The following is an 18151-nucleotide window of genomic DNA, read 5'->3' as shown; positions in this document are numbered from 1 at the left end:
GCAATGCCTACGTAAAAGAAATTGGTAGTTGCTCTGTATAAAGAATAGGTTTACTAAGGTCAAATTATGTATTTTTGTAAAGCGCATATCCGGCTCCTATGAATCAAAAGTTATTATTAAATGCTCATGAAATAGAAATTATTCTACATAGGCTTGCTTGTCAATTAATTGAGAATCATACGGATTTTAAGGACTCTATCCTAATCGGAATCCAACCCAGGGGTATTTTTCTGGCAGATCGGATTAAAAGTATTTTAGAGAACGAATACCAGATACCGGACTTGCAATTAGGGTATCTGGACATTACGTTTTATCGGGATGATTTTAGAAGAGGTGCTAAAACCCTGGAAGCTAATAAAACCCAAATTAATTTTGTAGTAGAAGATAAAAAGGTGGTTTTTATTGATGACGTATTGTACACCGGGCGTAGCATACGATCAGCATTGACGGCTATTCAATCTTTTGGAAGACCGAGCGAGATTGAATTATTGACCTTAATCGATCGTAGGTTTAGCAGACATTTACCGATACAGCCTAATTATAAAGGAAGGCAGGTAGATGCTATTAATAATGAAAAGGTGAAGGTGCACTGGAAAGAAAACGAAGGTGAAGATGCTATTTATGTACTATCTGAATAATATGCAAATACTAAATACCGGTATATGAGTGAACTGAGTGTAAATCATTTACTCGGAATTAAATATGTAACTAACGAAGATATTCAGTTGATCTTTGAAACGGCAGATCACTTTAAAGAAGTGATTAACCGTCCTATAAAAAAAGTTCCTTCGTTACGGGATATTACTATTGCAAATTTATTTTTTGAAAATAGTACCCGTACGCGTTTATCTTTTGAATTGGCCGAAAAACGCTTGTCTGCTGATGTGATTAATTTTTCGGCGGCTTCTTCATCAGTTAAAAAGGGGGAAACTTTGATAGACACGGTAAACAATATCCTTTCTATGAAAGTGGATATGATAGTGATGCGACATCCTAGTGCCGGAGCGGGTGTCTTTTTATCGCAAAATATCAATGCCAGTATTATCAATGCAGGTGATGGGGCGCATGAACATCCTACACAGGCTTTATTAGATTCCTATTCCATCCGGGAACGCTTTGGCGAAGTAAAGGGTAAAAAAGTAGTCATTGTAGGTGATATTTTACATTCTAGGGTCGCACTATCTAATATCTTTGCCTTACAATTACAAGGGGCAGAGGTGAAGGTTTGTGGTCCCAAAACCTTGATCCCTAAATATATTCAGGAATTAGGAGTAGGCGTAGAGTTAGACTTAAGAAAGGCATTAGAATGGTGTGACGTGGCAAATATGTTACGGGTACAGAATGAACGTATGGAAATTAGCTATTTTCCTTCAAAAAGGGAATATATACAGCAATATGGCTTACATATGAAGTTGCTTCAAAGTTTATCCAAAGAAATTACCGTAATGCACCCGGGACCGATTAACCGTGGGGTAGAAATTACCAGTGAAGTGGCGGACTCTGATCAGGCCATTATCTTGGATCAGGTAGAAAACGGGGTAGCGGTTCGTATGGCAGTTATTTATTTATTAGCTTCAAAAATTAAACAGTAAAGATTATGATTATTAATCCCGAAGGTTCCACCGTAGTGCTTATTCAGGAGAAATTAAGTACCCCCGAATTTGTAAAGCAATTAGAAGAAAAATACGATTCTTTTAAGAACAACCATATCATTGTTCAACTGTCCAGTCTTAAAAACAATGAGGCCGAAAATATTTCGGATTTTTTAAGGATTTCTAAAGCTCACAAAGCAAAAAAGCAATCGTTTGTACTGGTTTCGGGAGAACTTACTTATAATGATGTGCCGGAAGAACTGAGCCTGGTCCCTACATTGCAGGAAGCCCGTGATATTATTGCTATGGAAGATATTGAAAGAGACCTTGATCTTTAACGCAAGTAGAAATGTTTTATAAACTTGCTAAACTTATTTTTTGAAATTAACTATTTTAGGTTGCTACTCAGCAACACCCCGGACTTTTACGAATCCCACTTCACAGGTGCTGGAAATAAATGATCGTATCTTATTGATTGATTGTGGCGAAGGTACTCAAGTACAACTCAGGAAAAATAAAGTCCGTTTTTCACGAATTAACCATATTTTTATTTCTCATTTACATGGGGATCATTTCTTTGGCCTGCCCGGACTTGTAGCTACTTTCCAAATGTTAAACCGGGAGAACCCCCTTTATATTTATGGCCCTAAAGGAATTAAGGAAGCAATTACTTTGCTCCTTAAATTATCTAACTCCTGGACAGCTTATCCTTTGCACTTTTATGAATTGACTAAAAAAGAACCGGAACTTATCTTTGAAGATGAAAAAATAGAAGTCACCACAATTCCATTGCAACATCGGATATATTGTAATGGTTTTTTAATTAAAGAAAAACCGGGGGATCGTAAACTGATTATTAGTAAAGCCTTAAATTATAATATTGACGTTAGTTTGTTTAAATCCATTAAAAAAGGAAAAGATGTCCCTGGGCCTGACGGAAAATTAATTGATAATAAAGAACTAACCGAAGACCCAGCTCCCGTTAAGAGTTATGCTTTTTGCAGTGACACCCGTTATGATGAACGCAAGCTAGATCAGATCAAGAAGGTTACGGCTCTTTACCATGAATCCACTTTTTTAGAAAAAAATAAAGATTTATGTGAGTATACCGGACATAGTTCAGCAAAGCAAGCTGCGACTATTGCCAAATTAGCTGAGGTAGAACATTTAATCTTAGGGCATTATTCTACTCGGTATAAAGATATTTCTTTATTTAAAGAAGAAGCACAAACCATTTTTAAGAATAGTGATGTAGCAGATGACGGAAAAGTTTTTGAATTTTAAACCCTTTTACTATGGCTAAAGATTTAGCAGATTATAGAAAATCATACGATAAAAATGAGTTGGTGGAAACTCAATTACCCAATAATCCATTTGAATTATTCGAACAATGGTTTAATGAAGTAGAAGCGGAGGGAGGTGTCGAAGAGGCAAATGCGATGACGGTCGCAAGTATAGGAGCGGACGGGTATCCTAAAGCCCGGATTGTTTTACTAAAACATTTTGACCAGGACGGATTTGTGTTTTATACCAACTATACTTCTGAAAAAGGCAAGGCAATTCTTCAAAATAATAAAGTATGCCTTTCATTTTTCTGGCCTAACCTGGAACGGCAGGTTATTATTAGAGGGGAAGCAGCTAAAGTTTCAGAAGAGCAAAGTACTACTTATTTTCACAGTCGTCCTAGGGGAAGTCAATTGGGAGCATGGGCATCTGATCAAAGTAGTGTAATTCCGTCCAGGGAGGTTTTAGAAAAAGAGTTGAAAGCTCTGGAAGATAAATATAAAGAACAACCTATTCCTAAACCGGACTTTTGGGGAGGTATTAGAATTGCTCCGGTGACTTTTGAATTCTGGCAGGGACGTCCTAACCGTTTACACGATCGAATATTATTTGTACCGGAAAAGGATCAGGAAAAATTACATTGGAAAACGAAAAGATTGGCGCCTTAAATTAGTTTAAAACTTGAAAATCATGATTATCCGGTAAGGATTCAAGACCCGCCTGCGGACGGGCAGGTCGCTATTGCTTCTAGAAACAAGAATCAAGACTATTCATTATAGTATTAAAAATCAATATTGTAATAAATTTTTATGCTTTAGTAGATAATAGCGTTGGCGTATCAAAATTGACCCAACTATTTTATTTACAACTATCTATCCTATCCTAAATCCTTTCCAAAGGAAAGGACTTTTAGCTACCTTCCCTTTGGGAAGGGCTGGGGATGGGATTTATATGAATTGGAATTATCTACGCTATCCTAAACTAGAGCCAATTTTTATATTAAAGAACAAATTACTTTTAAAAAAGTGAAAAGCAACCTCCAAACAGTTCAAAGTTTGGAATTACCTTATTTTACTATGCTTTATGAACTTTTATTTATTTTAATCGGACACTTATGCTTGAAATACAAGTTACATGATCACGAAGTTAGATCTTCTATTTTTACGGTATTCTTCTTCTGAACAATTTTTATCATTTCCACAATTATTAACCGGTTTTGTTTCCCCAAAACCTACGTATGAAATGATTCGGTTGCTACTAATATTTTTACTTACTAAATAGTTGTAAATTGACTCGGCCCTGCGTTGAGATAAGAGTAGGTTGTAATATTCATTACCTCTACTATCCGAATGCGTTTCGATTTTAATAATCATATCCGGATACCGATTGACCATAAGATCTACTACTTTTTGTAATTCAACTTCGGCACGTTTCGTAATCTCCCATTTATCAAACTCAAAATAAATTTCGTTTAATTCGATTAAATCATTAATCGTTTTGGTTACCGTACCTTCTGGTTGTAGTGGTGCCCCCTTTTCTAAATCCGAATTTTTATTAATACCGTCTTTTTTAATAGTACCACCGGTACTTTCGGTAAAACGAGAAGTATTTTCGTCGCCTTTTTCCTGATTTAATTTACCAATTTCAGTTGTATTAGTAACCATATCCGCCGGTACAAACGGACATTGTAATTCTGACATATCAACAGCCAAATTAAATGGATAATAGTCCGGTAATTTACATTCGTTAAAATAATTATAACCGGTTGCAAATCTTTTAGTATCATTAAATGAACCATTAAACTCAGCGGTAACCAACTGATCTTTAATAAATACTTCTCCGGTTTCAGCAAGTAGTTCGCAAGAAGTATCAACTAATACATCATAATTGATGGTAAAGGCTTCACTATCTATTTTAACATATTTATTTGGAATTATAAAGGAGATGGTACGGTCTTTAGCATTAAATATGTACTTTACCTTTTTAGAAGGTAACTGTATACTCTCTTCTAACAATATGACGTGTTCTGGTAGTTGATCTTTTATAATAGTATTCTCCGCATGGTCATTCCCTTCATTTTTGATAGTAAGCTTATATGAAATCTTTTGTTTTGGTTTTAGTATATCATCGGGAAAAATCAATTCTTTATTTTCATGTCGAGATAACTTTATAATTTGGAGAGAAGGTTCGTAAATTTCAACACTAAAGGCAACTGCAAGTACAGAATATCCGTCATTATCCGTTAACAATTTAAAAGTAGAACGAGATTGGTTATTTCCTATGATGCTATTATTAGGGTTTTTAATTTCAAACAAATCGGCATCATAACCCAGGGTGTTATAACTTGCAGGATTACGAGTATTTACATTTCTACCATTTTCAGTAATATTCGCATTAAAAAAGTTGTTTACCGGGTTACTGATGTCAGAAAGGTTTTTAAATTTTTCAGCTACTTCAGAATAAATTTGGAAACGATCTCCCCGAATACCCTTATCACCTTCGTAAGAAATCACTCCGATTTTACCGTGTACCGCCCCTTTAGGAATAGTTTGAAAATTATCAAAAGAAAACGCTACCGGATCAGCATTCGCATCAATATTTACATACCCGTCGTATACGTAGAAACGTTTTTGTGGTAACGATATATCTTCATAAATCACCACCATAGTCCAACCTGCCGCAAGGCCGTTGCCTACCTCCGGATCAGGGTTGCTAGCGGTAGTTGAAGCGGCAATATTAGCCACCGTATAAGTACCGGTACTTTCCGGAAGGTTTAATACTTCTTGTGTAATATCTTTATAACAGGAATACTGTTTGAAAACAGAAGCAGGGTCGTCTTTATAATCGTGTATGATCAGACCATCGGTGATAAGCGAATAGGTACTACTACCCGGATACTTTATTTTTAATTCGTTAATTTTTTGAGAACGGGGTTGGTCGGCATAAGAGGCGGTCCAATACAATCCTACATATTTAATTTTAGCACATTTTGAATTAATGATTAGGTCTGCGCTACTGGAATTAAAGGTGCTAGGATCTTTATCAATATCAATAAAACCCATTTTAAACTGATTATTTAGTCCGCCGTCATTATAGCTTTTGTTTGGGTCAAACACCTGAGTTCCGTCGTCATGACTTACTTTACCTAAAATGGTGTTTGAGACAAAAGTAAGATCCCCTTTTATGGTAAGCTGGGTACGTTGTAGTAACGGTACTTCTACCTGTGCGTACATCCCTAAGGGCAACATACCTACGAATAGGATGCACCATAGTTTTACACTATTAAATAATTTAAATTTTCCCTTTATCACAAACAACAATTTATCCTACCACTTAAAAACTACAAATAAAATAGTCCTAAATTTTATAAGTTAGTAAGTCGGAAAAGGTAGGAATTATTCTACAAATTTAGAGTTTGTTTTGTAAAAATAGTAATTTTCATTCGTTTTTCGATGTAAATCAATGTTTTATCGATAATAGGGTTAGGTTTTTTACCAGTTCTAAATCTATTGATAAAGTATATGACTTTGGTAAAATTCCTATGCTTATCCATATGAAAAGATTAAGAAGTTTGGTGTAAAATGTGTTATAATAAAGTAGAACCAGCCATTTCGCATTTTTTGAATTATTTGTATTAATTATAAAATTGATTGTTTAAACTTGTAGTCCTGATAGCCGACGTCTGATAAACGAAACAATGAAAAAATTATATTTGGTACGACATGCAAAATCTTCGTGGGAATTTGATCTTGAAGATCATGAAAGACCTTTAAATGAAAGAGGATTAAATGATGCCAAATTAATTGGCTTAGGTTTACGCGAAAAACTGGATAGTGTAGATAAGATAGTGAGTAGTGATGCTTTACGTGCACAAACTACTGCAGCTATTATTACCGAGCAACTGGATAAAAAGTACCATAAGTTTGACCTGGAATCCCGGTTGTATGATTTTACGGGAGATCAGGTGGTATGGTATATAAAATCTACAAGTACAACGGTAAATACGTTACTATTATTCGGGCATAATCATGCGTTTACTTTGATTGCAAATAAATACGGAAATAAATTTATAGAAAATGTACCTACGGCAGGCGTGGTTGGGATTAAATTTGATATAACGGACTGGAAAGATATATCTGCTGGCGAAACTTTTTTAACCTTATTTCCTAAATCACTACGATAAATGACGGGACAACCTATAAAACAGTACATTAATCGTGAGTTAAGTTGGTTACAATTCAACGCAAGGGTCCTACAGGAAGCAGCAGATAGTAATGTTCCTTTATTAGAAAGACTTCGTTTTATCGGAATATTTTCTAACAACCTGGATGAGTTTTTTAAGGTGCGCTACGCTACAATTAAACGTATTGACCTGGCCGGAAAGGGAGGTACTAATGTTTTAAAAGGTAAAACGGCAAAACAGCTTCTGGAACAAATCACTAATATTGTGATCAAACAACAATCCGAAAGCTTAAAGACGATTGAGATTATTCGCAAGAAACTTCAGGAGCATCAGATTTATATTATTGATGAAACCCAGGTACAACCGGATCAGGATGAATTTATCCGAAAATATTTTGTGAACAAAGTAAGTCCGGCTTTAGTTACTTATATTCTAAATGACCTTGAAAAATTTCCTCACTTAAGGGATAGTATTGCATATCTGGCAGTAAAACTAGTGCTTAATGAAACTGTACCTAAGGAAGGTACCATTTCTAAATTTTTGAATCAAACTACTCAAGAGAAAATTTATGCTTTAATTGAGATTCCTAAGAATACGGATCGATTTGTCGTTTTACCGGAAAAGGACGGAAATCAATATGTTATTATTCTGGACGATCTGATCAGGTATTGTCTACAAATCAATTTCAGTATTTTTGAGTATAAGCAGGCAACTGCCCATATGATAAAGATTACCCGAGATGCGCAATTGGATTTTGATAATGACTTTAGTAAAAGCTTTATTGAAAAAATCTCGAGTAGTGTAAAATCCAGGAGGGATGGAGAACCGGTTCGTTTTGTATATGATAAAAAAATTGATAAAGACACCTTAAAATTCTTAATGAATAAAATGGGAATTGATGATACGGATAGTATTATCCCCGGCGGAAAGTATCATAACCGTAGGGATTATATGAACTTCCCGATTCTAAAGAAAAAAGAACTAACCTATGAAGAAATGGTTCCGTTAACCATTCCTGGTCTGCGTTTGCAAGGTAGTTTGCTCAGTAATATTGCTAAAAAGGACTTCTTACAGTATACCCCTTACCACACCTTTTCATATACCGTTAAATTCCTTCGGGAAGCTGCTATCGATCCTAAAGTAAAAGTAATCAAGATTACTATTTACCGCTTGGCTTCTATTTCGCATATCGCCAGTAGTTTAATTAATGCGGCCAAAAACGGAAAAAGAGTAACGGTTCAGATTGAGTTAACGGCAAGGTTTGATGAAGCGGCAAATATTCAATATGCAGAACAAATGCAAAGAGAAGGGGTGAAACTTATATTTGGCGTTCCTGGCCTTAAAGTACATTGTAAAGCTTGTGTTATCGAACGGGAAGAAAATGGAAAAATGATTCGGTACGGCTTTATCAGTACGGGTAACTTTAATGAATCTACAGCCAAGATTTATACGGATTATACGTTATTTACTACAAATGAGGCAATTTTAAAAGAGGTTAATAAAGTATTTAAGTTTTTTGAAACAAATTATAAAGTCAACCGCTACAAACACCTGCTGGTATCTCCGCATTATACCAGAAGTGCTATTACCAAGTTAATCGATAAAGAAATTACGAATTGTAAAAACGGACTTCCGGCTTACATACGGTTAAAACTGAATAGTATCAGTGACTACCCGATGATCGATAAATTATATGAGGCAAGCCAAGCCGGGGTAAAAATTGATTTGATTGTAAGGGGTATTTGTTGCCTGGTCCCGGAATTACCGGGAATAAGCGAAAACATCCGCGCAATCAGTGTGGTAGATAAATTTCTGGAACATCCCAGGTTGTACATCTTTTGTAATGCAAATGATCCAAAGGTATATATATCTTCGGCTGATTTGATGACACGTAACCTGGACCGCCGGGTAGAAATCTCCTGTCCGATCTATGAAGAAAGTATTAAAAACGAATTGATTGATACCTTTAACATATGCTGGAAAGATAATGTAAAAGCCAGAAAATTGACCTACGATCAGTCTAACCAGTACGTACATAACGATGATCCGCCCTTACGTTCACAAGTAGCTACTTATGAATATTATCAAAAGAAATTAGAATTGAATTAGATGTTAGTAATAGAAAAATTTGCAGCCATTGATATAGGTTCTAACGCCGTAAGATTATTAATAAGTAGTGTTCACCAGGAGGAAGGTAAAACCACCCGTTTTAAAAAAACCAGCCTGATACGAGTCCCGATTCGATTAGGAGCTGATGTTTTTTTAACAAAAGTAATATCGCAACGCAATGTGGATCGTATGATAGAAACCATGCAAGCGTATCAGTTATTGATGAAAAACCATTCGGTAGTTGCTTATAAAGCTTGTGCTACTTCGGCGATGCGTGAGGCGGAAAACGGTCAGGAATTAGTAGCTAAAATTGCAGTAGAAACGGGTGTGCAAATCCATATTATCGACGGGAAAGATGAAGCTGCCATTATCGCCATGACGGATTTGAATGAACTAATTAATACGGATGCGACCTACCTTTATGTAGATGTGGGAGGGGGAAGTACGGAGTTTACCTTATACCATAATGGCCGAACGATTACCTCTCGTTCTTTTAAACTGGGAACCGTACGTTTGTTGAATAATGTTGTAGATGAAACAGTCTGGAAAGATGCGGAAGATTGGATTAAGGAGAATACAAAGCCCTATCAACGTATTTCCCTGATCGGATCCGGGGGAAACATAAATAATATTTTTAAAAATAGCGGAAAAAGTATTGGAAAACCACTATCATATTTATACTTGAGTTCATATTACCAACTACTCAATTCACTGACTTATGAAGAGCGTATCTGGGAACTTAACTTAAATCAGGACAGGGCGGATGTGATTATCCCTGCAACAAAAATTTATTTATCAGCCATGAAGTGGAGTAAAGCAAGACAGATTTATGTCCCGAAAATAGGACTGACTGATGGTATTATCAAATCACTTTACAACGAGCGCAATAGAGTTTCCTAAGTTGAAAAAAGGGATAAATAAGAAAATTAATTACTGGGGATAACATGGTATGATTTATATTTGTTAAATAAAATTCTATTTTTACAATAATTTTCCGACCATAAATAATACATTATGAACAAACTATTACTTTTCGTTTTAATTGTCTTTTTATCTTTATTTGTAGCAAATGCGCAAGATTCTCGTTATGGAATACGTGTAGGTGCTAATTTAAGTTCTATAAGTTCCGATGATATTGAAGAAGATGCAGAAGATGCGAGAATTGGAGTTGCCGTAGGGTTTTTTGCAGAATATTATGTAACGAATCATATTAGTATCCAACCGGAGTTACAATTCTCCAGTCAAGGAAATAAAGCGGAAGATTTAAGAGTAAATTATATACAACTTCCGGTTATCTTTAAATATAATTTTAATCAGGTAATCAACCTTCAGTTAGGTCCACAAGCCGGATTAAAAATCTGGGAATGGGAAGATAATGGTTTACGCGAAGCGAATTTCAATACGATAAATTTTGCGGCGGTAGGTGGACTTGGTTTCAATATTACCGATAATTTTTATATTGATGCCCGTTATGAATACGGAATCAATAATTTATATGAGCAGGAAGGAATTCAAAGGGAATTTAAAGGAAACCTTACTAATATCCAGCTTTCTATTGGTTACAGATTATAAGTATGACGACCATTTGAGAGTGTTATAGTGGATTTAGGTTGCGTAAAATCATTAGTGTTCGGTAAAGATTCAAGATCGCTGTCGCTTCTAGAATCAAGACTCAAGACAAATTATTATAATATTGAAAATCAATAGTATAAAATTATCGATGTCTAAAAAAGCAAATTACTTTTGAAAAATAGAAAAGCATCCTCTAAATACTTTAAAGCTTGGAATCACTTTATTTTACTATGTTTTATCAACTATAATATATTTTAACCGGACACTAATGATAAAAATATATCATATCACTAATTACCTTTTAGAGGTTACTTATCTTTTCTAAGGCGAATACAATTAAAGCTTCTATTGTTTTGTCAGGGTGTTTACTGAAGGTATGGGTTGCACGATTAGCCAAAATTGCATTTAGGGAAATTGCTCTATGCCCTAATAAGTTTGCCAGTCCGTAGATACCAGCGGTTTCCATTTCCAGATTGGTTATTTTTTGACTTTTAAAAGTAAAATCCCGAATCATCTGATTAAAATTAGGAAAACGTAATGGAAGCCTTAAAGCCCTGCCCTGAGGCGCATAGAATCCCGGATTAGTTAGAGTAACACCTTTTATTAATTGTGAATCCTCAAAACGCATAACTAAAGCCTTGTTTGCTTCTGACATATAGAAAGGAATGGTAAACTGATTCTTTATAAAATGGTTTTGCAAGGATTGAAATAGGGAAGCATCCTCAATGGTACTTTCCTTATAAAATGGTAACAATGCATCTAATCCAATCGCAGTTTCAGTAAGAAGGAAGGAATTAACTTTAATGTCGGGTTGAATGGCTCCGGAAGTTCCAATTCTAATAAGATTTAAAGAGGTTTGTTTTTCTTTTAACTTCCTGGTCTTTATATCGATATTTACCAAAGCATCCAGTTCGTTAAGGACAATATCAATATTATCTGTACCTATTCCCGTTGATATAACTGTTATTCGTTTATTATTATAAGCTCCTGTGGTGGTATGAAACTCCCGTTTTTGTACCTGATCATATATTTTATCAAAGTACTTGGTAATCTGCGGAACCCGATCAGGATCTCCTACGGTGATGATGGTATCACTAATTTGATTAGGATGTAAGTTAAGATGGTAGACAGAACCGTCTTTATTAAGAATCAATTCGGATTCCGGAAAATGCATATTATAATTTTAGCAAGTGATGCGTATCATTGTTATACAGATAGTCATACTTTTTAACGCCACCGTAGTACCAATCTAATTTTTGCGTATTGTAAAAGTTCTTCTTTTGTTCCAGTGCCAGTTTTCCTCTTTCTGATAAGTAAAGCCTATCTTTTCTTTGATCGAAAAACTGGAATAAACGGGCAAGCACACGTTTCATTTGTATATCTCCGTACCCGTAATACCCCTGATATTCTAAGGCATATCCCAATAGTTGCCGCATATTCTGTATATCATATTGATCTACCATTCTCAAAATATTATGCTCCAGGGTATTCAAGCCAGTTAACATATTAGGAAAGCGCTGTAAATGCGCCCGAAGGCATATTGCAAGGTATTGAAAGTTAGATTGTTTTTTAATTTGCCCGATAATTTTAGTTGGATTAGATTCACAGTACAATGTCCAAATATGAGAAGCGAACTCCAAATCGTTCATATCCAAAGTACTTTTCTTATTATAGTAAGTTAATATTTCAGGATCGCTAAGTAATGATAAGGGTTTTAATTCATTTTTATTATTCTCACGATAGTTACCAACCAGATAAACCTTACTGGTTTTTTTCATTTTACGTAAAATCAGGCTTATTGCCGCTACCATATTAATCTGACAAAATAAGTCGCTATCAAACCAAAGCACAATATCATCATAAGACTTGATGTTACTTAATTTACGAAGTTGGGTAATAAACTTCTTTTCATAATCTTCGGCTGTAATCCTATAATATTTTTGAAGAAAGGAAATTCTTTTTTTAATAGCAGATTCCGAATCAATTTTAATATCAGATGGTCCTTCACAAAACATTTCTCGCCAAACCACAAATTCTGCACCCCAGCCAAAACCATGGACACGTTGCATGAGGTGATCTCCATTAACTATATGTAGTGCTCTTGATTTCAACAATAATCTTTTAACTAATACCTATTTATCCTCCCACTCTTTTTACACTAAATCCTTTATTTTTCAGCATTTGCATAATCTGATCTCGGTAATCACCCTGTATGATAATTTTTTCGTCTTTAAAACTACCCCCGGTATTTAAGGATTTCTTAAGTTGTTTGGCCAACTTTTTAAAGTCATCTGTAGCTCCGTTATACCCATCAATAATAGTGATTGGTTTTCCTTTTTTTTTTTCATATTTACAGAGTAGGGCAGCATCTTGTATCCATACCTGTTCTTTTTCCGGTATATGTTCGGTTACTTCTTCTTCTTTATGCTCCGGAAACAGGTTTTTTAATTGGTCTTTTAAATCCATATATGAATATAAAAAAAATTATTTTTTTATCAGTCCTATTTCCAGTAAGCGTTGTTTTAAAAATTCTCCGGCAGTTATATCTTCGTATTTTCTAGGATGCTCTTCTGTAATACATTTTTCCAGGCAATTCAATTTCATATCACTACGAGGGTGCATAAAAAAGGGAATGCTATATCGAGGTTGATCCCATTCTGATTTGGGCGGATTGACCACACGGTGAATAGTGGATTTCAATTTACCGTTAGTTAATCGTTCTAACATATCTCCTACATTAATTACCAATTCATTTTCATTAGGAATAGCATCCATCCATTGCCCCTCGCGGTTTTGTACTTGTAAGCCTCCGGCAGAGGCTCCCATTAATAAAGTAATCAGGTTAATATCTCCATGCGCTCCGGCACGAACTGCTCCTTTAGGCTCTTCAGTAATAGGAGGGTAGTGAATCGGGCGTAAGATACTGTTTCCATTACTAATCCAATAATCAAAATAAGTTTCTTCTAAACCGATGTGAAGTGCCAATGCTCTTAGTACAAACATTCCGGTTTTTTCAAGCATACGATAAGCTTCCATGCCCGTATGGTTAAAATCCATTAATTCTTCTACCTGCACGTTTGACGGATATTCTTCGGGAAGGTTAGCATCTCCGGAAGCTTCCTGACCAAAATGCCAAAACTCTTTTAAATCCCCTTCTTTTTTACCTTTTGCATGTTCTTTTCCAAAAGAAATATATCCTCTTTGTCCATGTAGTTCTTCAATTTCATATTTTTTCTTTATTTCTAGCGGAAGTGCAAAAAAGGACGTTACTTCTTTATATAATTCCGTTACTAATTCTTCGCTCAAAAAATGATTTTTAAGGCTGACAAAACCTATATCTTCATAGGCCCTTCCTATAGAGGCTACAAATTGCAATTTGCGACTGTGATCGTCTGATATGAAATCAGCCAGGTCTACACTAGGTATATTTTTCATGTTAGAAAATACTTATTTTACGGGTGTTAATTTAAAACGTGCCCTCGTTTAAAATTATTGATAAATGTACTGATTTCCTTAGTTGCCCTCGTTATATTAACAGGACGTTAAGGATATTTAAAACAAGATAGTTCTAGGGATAACAGGTAAGGTTGATTAAAAATTGATAGTTTATTTCTTATCTTATGATACTTCTTATTATTTTAGTTTGTTTAATAAGCTTATTCCAACACCCTTTATTATGCATTTTCCTGAAACCGTAAATTTTAAAGATAGTTCATTACCGGAGGCTACATTACTTCTAAAATTATACGAAGAGATGCTTAAATCCAGGATGATCGAAGAAAAAATGCTGGTTTTATTACGACAGGGTAAAATTTCAAAATGGTTTAGTGGTATCGGTCAGGAAGCTATTTCTGTAGGGGTTGCTTCTGTTTTAAACAATGAGGAGTATATTCTGCCTATGCATCGAAATCTGGGAGTTTTTACTACCCGAAAAGTACCTCTTTATCATTTATTTAGTCAATGGCAGGGAAAACCAGAGGGTTTTACAAAAGGGCGGGACCGTTCTTTTCACTTTGGCTCTCAGGAACATAAAATTGTCGGGATGATTTCGCATCTGGGGCCTCAACTGGGAGTAGCCTGTGGTATTGCACTTGCGGATAAAATGGAAAGTAAAAACTCGGTCACTGCAGTGTTTACTGGTGACGGTGGCACCAGCGAAGGAGATTTTCATGAGGCTTTAAATTTAGCATCTGTCTGGCAACTCCCGGTGTTGTTTTGTATAGAAAATAATGGATACGGACTATCTACTCCAACGTCTGAACAATATGCTTGTGAACATCTGGCAGATCGAGGCAAGGGATATGGAATGAAATCTTTTGTACTGGATGGTAACAATATTGTTGAAATTTATCAACAGTTGTCTGAGATTGTGACTACCATGCGAGAAAACCCGCAACCGGTATTGATCGAATTTAAAACCTTTCGGATTCGGGGTCACGAGGAAGCAAGTGGTACAGCCTACGTTCCGGAGGAGGTGTTGGCACTCTGGAAGCGGAAGGACCCTGTGGTACAATTCGAACATTTTTTAAGAGAGAAAGGTATACTAACGGAGGTTGATAAAAACAATATTCGTCAACGTATCAGTAAGCAAATTCAGATTGCCTGGGAACAAACCATTGCTCAACCGGAAGTGGTTCCTGATATTTCAACTGAATTAGAGGATGTTTTTGCACCTTATTCCGTTGCTAAAAATAGCATTCAAGATACTACCTATGGCACTCAGGAGATTCGATTTATTGACGCTATTTCGATGGCTTTACGTCAGGCAATGCAAAAATATGACCGGTTACTTATTATGGGTCAGGATATTGCAGAGTACGGAGGTGTTTTTAAGATTACGGATGGTTTTACCGCTGAATTTGGTAAAGACCGCGTTCGTAATACGCCGATTTGTGAATCTATTATAGTCTCGACGGCCTACGGATTATCGGTTGAAGGTCATAAAAGCGTAGTAGAAATGCAATTTGCTGACTTTGTATCCTCTGGTTTTAACCCAATTGTGAATTTACTGGCAAAATCTTATTATCGATGGGGTCAACCCGCTGATGTTGTAGTACGTATGCCTTGTGGTGGCGGGGTAGGAGCCGGACCCTTCCACAGTCAAACTAATGAAGCCTGGTTTACTAAAGTCCCGGGACTAAAAGTGGTATACCCTGCTTTTCCGGAAGATGCAAAAGTTTTGTTACTATCCGCTATTGAAGATCCGAACCCAGTCTTATTTTTTGAACACAAGGCTTTATACCGAACAGTTAAAGGATTGGTTACAGAAGATGATCACACCCTTCCGTTAGGTCAAGCAAAAGTGTTGCAACAGGGAAACGACCTGACCATTGTCACTTATGGTGCAGGGGTACATTGGGTACTTGAATTTCTAGAATCTTCTTCGGATCTACATATAGATTTGATTGACCTCAGATGTTTACAACCTTTGGACACAGAAACCATTTTTGAATCTGTTCAAAAAACCGGGAAACTTCTTATTTTACAAGAGGATAGTTTATTCGGGGGTATGGCTTCCGAAATTGCGGCACTGGTAGCAGAACACTGCTTTGAATATCTGGATGCGCCCGTAAGAAGAGTTGCCAGTCTGGATACTCCGATTCCGTTTCAAAAAAACCTAGAACAGCAATACTTAGGTAAAGAACGTTTGGAACAAGTTATCGCTGAGCTGTTGGCATATTAGGTATAAGGTGTTTTTGATCTGATCTGGGATACTTTTTTCTTTTATTTACAATTATAGTTGTCAGTTGTTTTGCTAAATATTATTTTCGCGCGGTATTATAAAAATTATTGATTTTCATAATAAAATTCAGGTATTTTGGTAGTTAAAAATTAAATTAGGATTAAAATTTTTCGGAGAAAGCTATCAATGCTGCTTTTTGTAGTCAAATCAGCTTTTAATTTAAATAATTTATCGCTTAATGCTGTTAGTTGTAATTCTATTTTCTAAGACAAATGCTTTTTAATTCTACGCAATACTTATTTTTTCTTCCTACAGTTTGGATTCTTTACTGGTTTGTATTTAATAAGAATTTACGTCTGCAGAATTTATTAATTTTAGTTGCCAGTTACTTTTTTTATGCTTTATGGGATTGGAGATTTCTATCTTTAATAATTGCCAGTACAATTGTCGATTTTTTTGTTGCCATTAATATTGAGAAAAATATAAACAATTTTAAATTAAAGAAATTTTGGCTATGGATTAGTATAATTTTTAATTTATCACTACTTGGCTTTTTAAAATATTATAATTTCTTTGTTGATTCGCTCTTAGATTTATTTCAAAGTCTGGGATACCAGATAAAGAGCGACTGGACTCTAAGAATTATATTGCCGGTTGGAATTAGTTTTTATACTTTTCAAACAATGTCCTATTCTTTAGATGCTTATTATAATAAGGTTAAACCTACTAAAGATTTCCTTGCCTGTGCTACCTTTGTTTCTTATTTCCCACAATTAGTGGCTGGACCTATTGAAAGAGCATCTAGTCTATTGGGTCAAATTACTAATAGGAGAAATTTTGATTATAAACAAAGTGTTCAGGGTTTACGATTAATTTTGTGGGGATTGTTTAAAAAGGTAGTTATTGCTGATTCTTTAACTCCTATAGTGGATGATATATTTGCGAATTACGGAAGCTATTCCGGAGTTACTTTAGTTCTAGGTGTTGTTTTATTCAGTTTTCAAATTTATGGAGATTTTAGTGGTTATTCTGATATTGCTATCGGAACGTCTAAGTTATTTGGAATTGAATTAATGTCTAATTTTAAATTTCCTTATTTTTCCAGAAATATAGGCGAATTTTGGCGTAGATGGCATATTTCATTATCTACATGGTTTAAGGACTATTTATATATACCATTAGGAGGTTCTAAATTGGGTAAATGGTTTTCTCTTCGCAATATTTTTATTATATTTTTAGTTAGCGGATTTTGGCATGGTGCTAATTGGACTTTTATAGTTTGGGGTCTTATTCATGCATTATTATATATTCCTTCTTTTTTATTTAATACTAATCGAAAATTTTTAGGTATTACAGTATCGGAAAATAGGTTTTTCCCTAATTTTAAAGAAGTTTGTCAAATACTTATTACATTTTCTTCTGTGACGATTGCTTGGATCTTTTTTAGATCTAACACAATATCAGACGCTTTTAGATTTATTTATAGAATATTTACAAACTTTGTCTACGAATCTTATAGTCATCCGTTAGGCTATGAATTATCACAATATTTTTATTTGTTATTTGCATTCATTGTTTACGAATATGTCATAAGAAAAGATGAACGGGATCCATTTAAATTTAAATCCAGAATATTAAGAGTAGGATTATATACTATAATTATAGCATGTTTATTTGTGTTCTATGATGATAGTGCAGATAGATCATTTATATACTTTCAGTTCTAAA

At 35.0% G+C, this 18151-nt stretch carries 16 protein-coding genes; 11 read left to right on the top strand and 5 right to left on the bottom strand.

The window, feature by feature from the left end; all coding sequences use genetic code 11:
• The first annotated feature begins 98 nt into the window (after nucleotides 1-98).
• The 5 genes from pyrR to pdxH are packed head-to-tail and all read left to right on the top strand — an operon-like array spanning nucleotide 99 to nucleotide 3544.
• Nucleotides 99-638, top strand: a complete 540-nt coding sequence (pyrR, locus tag NBT05_RS15090) for a bifunctional pyr operon transcriptional regulator/uracil phosphoribosyltransferase PyrR (protein ID WP_265770708.1) — start codon at nucleotides 99-101, stop codon at nucleotides 636-638.
• Between the two features lie 24 nt (nucleotides 639-662).
• Nucleotides 663-1592 carry an aspartate carbamoyltransferase catalytic subunit gene (locus NBT05_RS15085; protein ID WP_265770706.1) on the top strand — a complete coding sequence of 310 codons (930 nt, stop codon included), beginning with the start codon at nucleotides 663-665 and terminating at the stop codon, nucleotides 1590-1592.
• Nucleotides 1593-1597: 5 nt separating this feature from the next.
• Entirely contained in the window at nucleotides 1598-1930 is a 333-nt protein-coding gene (locus NBT05_RS15080) for a ribonuclease Z (RefSeq protein WP_265770705.1), read from the top strand.
• Nucleotides 1931-1970: 40 nt separating this feature from the next.
• Complete coding sequence (locus tag NBT05_RS15075) at nucleotides 1971-2876, top strand: ribonuclease Z (RefSeq protein WP_265770704.1); 906 nt, start codon at nucleotides 1971-1973, stop codon at nucleotides 2874-2876.
• Between the two features lie 11 nt (nucleotides 2877-2887).
• On the top strand, nucleotides 2888-3544 hold the full coding sequence (gene pdxH / locus NBT05_RS15070) for a pyridoxamine 5'-phosphate oxidase (protein ID WP_265770703.1): 657 nt from the start codon (nucleotides 2888-2890) through the stop codon (nucleotides 3542-3544).
• A gap of 462 nt (nucleotides 3545-4006) precedes the next feature.
• Here pdxH and NBT05_RS15065 read toward each other — a convergent pair whose 3' ends face one another.
• Nucleotides 4007-6187, bottom strand: a complete 2181-nt coding sequence (locus NBT05_RS15065) for an OmpA family protein (protein ID WP_265770702.1) — start codon at nucleotides 6185-6187, stop codon at nucleotides 4007-4009.
• Nucleotides 6188-6573: 386 nt separating this feature from the next.
• Here NBT05_RS15065 and NBT05_RS15060 point away from each other — a divergent pair, with 386 nt between their 5' ends.
• From NBT05_RS15060 to NBT05_RS15045, 4 genes are all read left to right on the top strand, one after another.
• Complete coding sequence (locus NBT05_RS15060) at nucleotides 6574-7059, top strand: SixA phosphatase family protein (protein ID WP_265770701.1); 486 nt, start codon at nucleotides 6574-6576, stop codon at nucleotides 7057-7059.
• The gene (gene ppk1 / locus NBT05_RS15055; RefSeq protein ID WP_265770700.1) at nucleotides 7060-9168 is read left to right on the top strand and encodes a polyphosphate kinase 1; all 2109 of its coding nucleotides are present in this window, start codon (nucleotides 7060-7062) and stop codon (nucleotides 9166-9168) included. It begins immediately after the preceding gene.
• A complete protein-coding gene (locus NBT05_RS15050) occupies nucleotides 9169-10068 on the top strand; it encodes a Ppx/GppA phosphatase family protein (RefSeq protein ID WP_265770699.1) in 900 nt (299 codons plus the stop codon).
• 114 nt (nucleotides 10069-10182) lie between these two features.
• On the top strand, nucleotides 10183-10740 hold the full coding sequence (locus tag NBT05_RS15045) for a porin family protein (RefSeq protein ID WP_265770698.1): 558 nt from the start codon (nucleotides 10183-10185) through the stop codon (nucleotides 10738-10740).
• Between the two features lie 301 nt (nucleotides 10741-11041).
• Here NBT05_RS15045 and NBT05_RS15040 read toward each other — a convergent pair whose 3' ends face one another.
• Genes NBT05_RS15040 through NBT05_RS15025 form a run of 4 tightly spaced genes read right to left on the bottom strand, consistent with a single transcriptional unit; the run spans nucleotide 11042 to nucleotide 14175 of the window.
• Entirely contained in the window at nucleotides 11042-11914 is an 873-nt protein-coding gene (locus tag NBT05_RS15040; RefSeq protein ID WP_265770697.1) for a nucleoside phosphorylase, read from the bottom strand.
• Between the two features lies 1 nt (nucleotide 11915).
• Nucleotides 11916-12851: a DUF1835 domain-containing protein gene (locus NBT05_RS15035; RefSeq protein ID WP_265770695.1), complete on the bottom strand. Its 936-nt coding sequence runs from the start codon at nucleotides 12849-12851 to the stop codon at nucleotides 11916-11918.
• Between the two features lie 25 nt (nucleotides 12852-12876).
• On the bottom strand, nucleotides 12877-13206 hold the full coding sequence (locus NBT05_RS15030) for a translation initiation factor (RefSeq protein WP_265770693.1): 330 nt from the start codon (nucleotides 13204-13206) through the stop codon (nucleotides 12877-12879).
• Nucleotides 13207-13224: 18 nt separating this feature from the next.
• Nucleotides 13225-14175, bottom strand: coding sequence for an isopenicillin N synthase family dioxygenase (locus NBT05_RS15025; protein ID WP_265770692.1), 951 nt, complete (start codon nucleotides 14173-14175; stop codon nucleotides 13225-13227).
• 241 nt (nucleotides 14176-14416) lie between these two features.
• Between NBT05_RS15025 and NBT05_RS15020 the strand changes: the two genes are divergently transcribed.
• Together NBT05_RS15020 and NBT05_RS15015 are read left to right on the top strand one after the other, a co-directional pair.
• Nucleotides 14417-16423: an alpha-ketoacid dehydrogenase subunit alpha/beta gene (locus NBT05_RS15020; RefSeq protein ID WP_265770691.1), complete on the top strand. Its 2007-nt coding sequence runs from the start codon at nucleotides 14417-14419 to the stop codon at nucleotides 16421-16423.
• Nucleotides 16424-16695: 272 nt separating this feature from the next.
• A complete protein-coding gene (locus NBT05_RS15015) occupies nucleotides 16696-18150 on the top strand; it encodes an MBOAT family O-acyltransferase (RefSeq protein WP_265770690.1) in 1455 nt (484 codons plus the stop codon).
• The last annotated feature ends 1 nt before the right edge of the window (nucleotide 18151 follow it).

The sequence above is a fragment of the Aquimarina sp. ERC-38 genome, from assembly GCF_026222555.1.
Classification (GTDB): Bacteria; Bacteroidota; Bacteroidia; order Flavobacteriales; family Flavobacteriaceae; genus Aquimarina.
The sequence above is the reverse complement of the archived record's forward strand: the minus strand, read 5'-3'. Positions and strand labels throughout refer to the sequence as shown.

What these genes read in the sequence shown, in the direction of transcription:
- ppk1 (WP_265770700.1), top strand. Translation starts at nt 7,060, where the DNA reads ATGACGGGACAACCTATAAAACAGTACATTAATCGTGAGTTAAGTTGG.
- NBT05_RS15025 (WP_265770692.1), bottom strand. Translation starts at nt 14,175, where the DNA reads ATGAAAAATATACCTAGTGTAGACCTGGCTGATTTCATATCAGACGAT.
- NBT05_RS15045 (WP_265770698.1), top strand. Translation starts at nt 10,183, where the DNA reads ATGAACAAACTATTACTTTTCGTTTTAATTGTCTTTTTATCTTTATTT.
- NBT05_RS15060 (WP_265770701.1), top strand. Translation starts at nt 6,574, where the DNA reads ATGAAAAAATTATATTTGGTACGACATGCAAAATCTTCGTGGGAATTT.
- NBT05_RS15030 (WP_265770693.1), bottom strand. Translation starts at nt 13,206, where the DNA reads ATGGATTTAAAAGACCAATTAAAAAACCTGTTTCCGGAGCATAAAGAA.
- pdxH (WP_265770703.1), top strand. Translation starts at nt 2,888, where the DNA reads ATGGCTAAAGATTTAGCAGATTATAGAAAATCATACGATAAAAATGAG.
- NBT05_RS15050 (WP_265770699.1), top strand. Translation starts at nt 9,169, where the DNA reads ATGTTAGTAATAGAAAAATTTGCAGCCATTGATATAGGTTCTAACGCC.
- NBT05_RS15015 (WP_265770690.1), top strand. Translation starts at nt 16,696, where the DNA reads ATGCTTTTTAATTCTACGCAATACTTATTTTTTCTTCCTACAGTTTGG.
- pyrR (WP_265770708.1), top strand. Translation starts at nt 99, where the DNA reads ATGAATCAAAAGTTATTATTAAATGCTCATGAAATAGAAATTATTCTA.
- NBT05_RS15040 (WP_265770697.1), bottom strand. Translation starts at nt 11,914, where the DNA reads ATGCATTTTCCGGAATCCGAATTGATTCTTAATAAAGACGGTTCTGTC.
- NBT05_RS15085 (WP_265770706.1), top strand. Translation starts at nt 663, where the DNA reads ATGAGTGAACTGAGTGTAAATCATTTACTCGGAATTAAATATGTAACT.
- NBT05_RS15080 (WP_265770705.1), top strand. Translation starts at nt 1,598, where the DNA reads ATGATTATTAATCCCGAAGGTTCCACCGTAGTGCTTATTCAGGAGAAA.
- NBT05_RS15020 (WP_265770691.1), top strand. Translation starts at nt 14,417, where the DNA reads ATGCATTTTCCTGAAACCGTAAATTTTAAAGATAGTTCATTACCGGAG.